The sequence below is a fragment of the Vibrio sp. 10N.222.52.C12 genome, from assembly GCF_041474215.1.
Taxonomy (GTDB): domain Bacteria; phylum Pseudomonadota; class Gammaproteobacteria; order Enterobacterales; family Vibrionaceae; genus Vibrio; species Vibrio crassostreae_C.
This window is the reverse complement of record NZ_JBFRTR010000147.1, coordinates 1-771: the sequence shown is the minus strand read 5'-3', so window position 1 is coordinate 771 and position 771 is coordinate 1. Positions and strand designations below refer to the sequence as shown.

At 46.2% G+C, this 771-nt stretch carries 1 protein-coding gene; it reads right to left on the bottom strand.

All coding sequences use genetic code 11. The features are described 5' to 3' along the window. A partial coding sequence (locus AB4623_RS24270; protein ID WP_372147359.1) for a cadherin-like domain-containing protein occupies nucleotides 1-771 on the bottom strand: 771 nt, incomplete at both ends.

Sequence of the window (771 nt, the reverse complement as noted above, 5' to 3'; positions counted from 1 at the left end):
GGCTACTGATTAGATCGTCTGGATGATGATTGGTACCAGCATCTAATTTGAATTGATAAGTGCCATTAGGCCAAACATCAAGGTGACCAGGTGCAAAACCTTGACCTAAATACTTCCCGCTAAATACAAACTGAGTGTTATCACCACTATCAGGGTCAATCAGCTGAAGCTGGCCTCTATAGGATTTAAATTCACTATCCAGCGCTTGTGTTTCAGTGAGCTGAATGACATTAGAAACCAGTGTGGCTTTATCATCTGTCCCGGCAATGGTAAGCGTGGCGGTTTGTTGCGTACTTCCACCATGGCCATCTTCTACTTGATAGGTGATAGCGATTTGTTGCGACTGACCATTGGCCAAATGGTTAAATGCGGGATCAGTGGCATCAACAATTAATGTATGACCATCAGTATCTAAGGTGATACCTGCGGGGATTTTCCCTGCCTGAAGTTGACCATCGATGGCATATTCAAGGTGACTGATAGTTAAAGCGTCGCCGTCTTTATCTGTGGCACCTACTAGCAGATTGAGGGTGTGATGATTATCGGCCCCCTCACTGACACTGTCTGTTAAAGGCGTCACATCAGGGTTGTCGTTAACCGCAGCTAAGTTGGTGGTTGCGCCGGTGTGGGTCACACCACCGTGTGCATCCTTAACGTCATAGCTGAAGTGTACATCGCCGTTATAGTCTTTCTCTGGGGTAAACGTAAACGTACCATCGGCATTGTTTAGAATAGAGCCATGGTCGACATGGAGGTTTTCAATGGTTAGCT